The sequence below is a fragment of the Bacteroides sp. RTP31139st1_H2_RTP31139_211217 genome (genome assembly GCF_040227615.1).
Taxonomy (GTDB): Bacteria; Bacteroidota; Bacteroidia; order Bacteroidales; family Bacteroidaceae; genus Bacteroides; species Bacteroides uniformis.
In genome coordinates this window covers 1-5,058 of record NZ_JBCNZM010000240.1, presented here as the reverse complement: position 1 = coordinate 5,058, position 5,058 = coordinate 1, and the positions used below count along the sequence as shown (strand labels likewise).

Sequence of the window (5,058 nt, the reverse complement as noted above, 5' to 3'; positions counted from 1 at the left end):
GGCATAAAAAAAGGAGTACCGCTGTACTCCAACCTTTGTTAACCTTAAATCTAATACTATGAAAAACACATTGCAAAGGTACGAACCTTTTGCTTATCTCCAAATAAAGCAAATAAAAAAGACTGTTTTATAACATGTTTTAGGAAAATGCGTCTCTTTGTTAAGGCTTGCTAAGGTTTTGAAGCCTCTCCGTGGCTGTTTTCTAAAAAAGAATTATCTTTGTCACATTAAGTTTTGGGTCTTACTTGACGATTTCCTGCTCTCTTGGCTCAAAGCTTTGGAAATTAAAAATTAAAGACTTGTATGCACGAAGATATTGTCCTTACCCCGATGATGAAGCAGTTCCTCGACTTGAAGGCAAAGCATCCCGATGCTGTCATGCTGTTTCGTTGTGGTGACTTCTATGAAACCTATTCCACCGATGCCGTCGTCGCGTCCGAAATCCTCGGTATTACCTTGACCAAACGTGCCAATGGCAAGGGGAAAACCATCGAAATGGCGGGTTTCCCGCATCATGCGCTCGACACCTATCTGCCCAAGCTGATACGTGCCGGCAAGCGTGTGGCCATCTGCGACCAGTTGGAGGACCCGAAGCTGACGAAGAAACTGGTGAAGCGCGGCATCACGGAGCTGGTGACGCCGGGAGTTTCCATCAACGACAATGTGCTGAACTACCGGGAGAACAACTTCCTGGCTGCCGTGCATTTCGGTAAGGGTGCCTGCGGTGTGGCTTTCCTGGACATATCTACGGGCGAATTTCTGACGGCGGAAGGACCTTTCGACTATGTGGACAAGCTGCTGAACAACTTTGCCCCCAAAGAGGTGCTTTTCGAGCGTGGCAAGCGGCTGATGTTCGAAGGAAACTTCGGCAGCAAGTTCTTCACCTTCGAGTTGGACGACTGGGTGTTTACCGAGACATCTGCTCGCGAAAAGCTGCTGAAGCATTTCGAGGTGAAGAACTTGAAAGGCTTCGGTGTGGAGCATCTCAAGAACGGTATCATCGCTTCGGGAGCCATCCTGCAATACCTCATCATGACGCAGCATACGCAGATAGGGCATGTCACTTCGCTGGCACGCATCGAGGAGAATAAGTATGTCCGCCTGGATAAGTTCACGGTGCGCAGCCTGGAGTTGATGGGGTCGATGAACGACGGTGGCAGTAGTCTGCTGAATGTGATAGACAAGACCATCAGCCCGATGGGTGCCCGCCTGCTGAAACGCTGGCTGGTATTCCCGTTGAAGGACGTGCAGCCGATTAACGAGCGGCTGAATGTGGTGGAATACTTTTTCCGCCAGCCCGATTTCAAAGAGTTGATAGAAGAGCAGTTGCATTTGATTGGCGACTTGGAACGCATCATCTCCAAAGTGGCGGTAGGGCGTGTCTCTCCGCGTGAGGTGGTGGCGTTGAAGGTGGCTTTGCAGGCGATAGAACCCATCAAGGCAGCTTGCATGGATGCCGATAATGCCAGCTTGAATCATATAGGCGAGCAGTTGAATATCTGCCAGTCTATCCGCGACCGTATTGACCGGGAGATAGACAATGACCCGCCGTTATTGATTAATAAGGGAGGTGTCATCAAATCCGGTGTCAGTGCCGAGCTGGACGAGTTGCGCCGGATTGCCTACTCCGGCAAGGATTATCTGTTGCAGATACAGCAGCGCGAGAGCGAACTGACAGAGATTCCCAGTTTGAAGATAGGCTACAACAATGTTTTCGGCTACTACATCGAGGTGCGCAACACGCATAAGGACAAGGTGCCGGCAGAGTGGATACGCAAGCAGACCCTTGCCAATGCCGAGCGCTATATTACCCAGGAATTGAAGGAATACGAGGAGAAGATTCTCGGCGCGGAGGACAAGATACTGGTACTGGAAACACAACTCTATGCAGAGCTGGTACAATCTTTGAGCGAGTTCATTCCTGCCATTCAAATCAATGCGAACCAGATAGCACGGTTGGACTGCCTGCTCTCCTTTGCCACAGCGGCGCGCGAGAACAACTATATACGCCCCGTCATTGCCGACGACGATGTGCTGGAAATCCATCAGGGACGGCATCCGGTCATTGAGAAGCAGCTCCCCATCGGCGAGAAGTATATTGCCAACGATGTGATGCTGGACAGCCAGACGCAGCAGATTATCATCATTACGGGTCCCAACATGGCGGGTAAGTCCGCTTTGCTGAGGCAGACGGCGCTGATTACGCTACTGGCTCAAATCGGCAGTTTCGTGCCTGCGGAGAGTGCCCATATCGGTTTGGTGGATAAGATATTCACCCGTGTGGGTGCCAGCGATAATATTTCCGTGGGCGAGTCTACCTTTATGGTGGAGATGAACGAGGCGGCGGATATCTTGAACAACCTTTCTCCCCGCAGCCTGGTGCTGTTCGACGAGCTGGGACGTGGTACTTCTACGTACGACGGTATTTCCATCGCCTGGGCGATTGTGGAGCATATCCATGAGCATCCAAAGGCGAAGGCACGCACCTTGTTTGCCACGCACTACCATGAGTTGAACGAGATGGAGAAAAGCTTCAAGCGTATTAAGAACTACAACGTTTCGGTGAAGGAGATAGATAACAAAGTCATCTTCCTGCGCAAATTGGAGCGCGGTGGCAGCGAACACTCCTTCGGTATTCATGTAGCCAAAATGGCGGGTATGCCCAAAAGCATCGTGAAGCGTGCCAATGACATTCTGAAACAACTGGAAACAGACAACCGCCAGCAGGGGATTTCCAGCAAACCGATGGTGGAAGTGGGAGAGACACGCGGTGGTATGCAGCTCAGCTTCTTTCAGCTCGACGACCCGGTGCTGTGCCAGATACGCGATGAGATACTGAATCTGGATGTGAATAACTTGACGCCGCTGGAGGCGCTGAACAAGCTGAATGATATTAAGCGGATAGTGAAGGGAAAGTGATTTTTACTTATAGGAGAAAACGTGGAATTTCAGGACTTGTACAAGTTTTTGCACAAGCCTTGAAACTCCATGGTTAATAGTTTTTTCTCTAAGATTATTCTTCCAGGATTATTTCCAGTTCTGCTACGGCAGCCTTCTGACCTTTGTCATGCGCCGATAATCCCGATAGTTTCACATAGCGTGCCCGGCAGGGCGCGAATTCTACGGTTTGCGTTGCTTTGCCCGTGGCGAAAGTGCCGGAAGCAATCGGTTTGCCCCAATTCTGTCCGTCCTTGCTTGTATATACTTCGTAGGAAGCTATCCGTCCTTCTTCGCTGTCTTGCCGCGGAGTGTAGCGGATGCCTTTTACTGTGGCTTCTTGGGATAGGGCAAGATGCACCTCATGGGGGTAGGGGGCTATGTAGAACTGGTTGTGTACCGTGTGCCAATAGCTGTTTATGTTACCGTCTGCCGCCAGCTTCATGCTGTTGTCCGCATCGCTGTCTGCGGAGACCACTGTCTGTCTCTGGGATGCTCCGCTGATGTTTTTCAGGATGCTTACGTCCAGTTCGGCTGCCGAAGCCCACTTCCTGCCGTGCATTTCGGACAAGGGGATGAATTTGAAGTAACGGGCGGTGACGGGTGTTTCCAATGTTATGGTTTGGGCGGACGTCAGATTGGAGAATGTGCCTTTGACGGTGCCTTCCCAATTCTTTCCGTCTTTGCTGAAGCTTAGCTCGTAGTCTTTGACGTGGCCGTTGTCATTGGAATGTCGCGCCGTGTAGATGAACTTGTCCACTACCAGCAGGGAAGCCATGTCTACCACAATGCTGTGAGGGAACTCCGGAACGGGTTCGTGCCAGCGGGTGTGCCAATGTGTGGAAGGGTCTCCGTCGATGGCGTTTTGCGCCTCTTCTCCTTGGCTGTCGCTGCTGGAGAAGACTATCTTCCATGCCGAGTGGTCTACGAATATGGGTAGTTCCACAGTGGTGACAAGGCTCTTGCCCAACTTTTCGGAAACAGCGTATGTCTGTACCTTTCCACCGTCGATGAACTCGAACGGTGCCGTGTATTCCCGGTATCCGTTGCCGTCAAGGCTGTAGAAGATGGTGGCTTCCGGAGTTCCGGTACTCATTTGCAGATAGCCGTTGTTGTCGCGCTCTGCCATTACGGGCATGCAGGCAGGCATCTGTACACGCGCTTTCCTGGTAAGCTCGCTTTGCGTGTAGCTTCTTTCCAGAGGCATCATGATGAAGCCGAATGCTACGGGAGCTGCTTGCAGTTCGTATTTCTTCATCGGGCCAGGGCCGCAGCTTGCGTTGCCCAGGGGACGGTTGTGGGCATCGAGGCAAAGAACTGTCTCCTTGCGCATCGGGATGTCGTATTTGTGAATCAGTTTTTGCAGATGGTCGGGGTCTGCCATGTCTTGCGCTCTGACATGCAGGGCGGAAGCCGCCATTTGGCCGCCTGCCACGAACACGAAGCCCATACCGTCGGCGTTGGTGATGGAAATCCAGCGCACCTCTTCGTGGTTGCCCATCTCCTGAGGCTTTACATAGTCCACCCATTGGTCCGATACTGTGCTTTCGTATACGCCTATTGGAGTGGCGTCCTTGCGGTCTGTGTAGTTTTCCCATGGGCCACGTCCATACCAGCGCATACGCTCGAAGCCTTCGGGCAGTTCCATCCGATAGCCCACGCGCGGAATGATTTCGCCGTCGGATACCGGCATGATGACGCTGTTCACCATGATGGAACCGTCGGCATTTACGGTGTATTCCATTTCTGTGCGATACTCAAAGCCGAGTTTGCCTTTGTGGCAGTTCCGGATGTGCAGGGTTATTCTGTCCTCCTCTTGGCGGGTTTCCCATTTGCCGGTTTCCGTTTGCAGTTGGTAAAGGCCTTTGCGTTGCCAATCGCCGCTCACTTGTTTATCGTTGTCGGTGGGAGCACGGAAGAGGTTCAGTTCGAGTCCTTTGCTCATCAGGGGGACGTTGTTCAGTGTATACGCCGACAAAGTTCCTTCTTTCTTGGAGAAGACGGCTTCGAAACGCTCGCCTTTCACCACCAATGCGTCGGCAGTTTCGTTTAGATTGATGTTTCCTTTTTCGGGTACGAATATAGGTTTCTCGCTGCTTGATAGCTTGAATTGTTCGGTGT

Annotated in this window: 2 protein-coding genes; one reads left to right on the top strand and one right to left on the bottom strand. The window is 51.7% G+C overall.

Annotated elements, in window-relative coordinates:
• Positions 1–303 precede the first annotated feature (303 nt).
• Positions 304–2,919, top strand: a complete 2,616-nt coding sequence (mutS, locus tag ABUA47_RS22930; protein ID WP_009037481.1) for a DNA mismatch repair protein MutS — start codon at positions 304–306, stop codon at positions 2,917–2,919.
• Between the two features lie 94 nt (positions 2,920–3,013).
• Here mutS and ABUA47_RS22925 read toward each other — a convergent pair.
• Positions 3,014–5,058 (bottom strand): discoidin domain-containing protein (locus ABUA47_RS22925; protein WP_349832116.1); only part of this gene is annotated, 2,045 nt, incomplete at its 5' end.

What these genes read in the sequence shown, in the direction of transcription:
- mutS (WP_009037481.1), top strand. Translation starts at nt 304, where the DNA reads ATGCACGAAGATATTGTCCTTACCCCGATGATGAAGCAGTTCCTCGAC.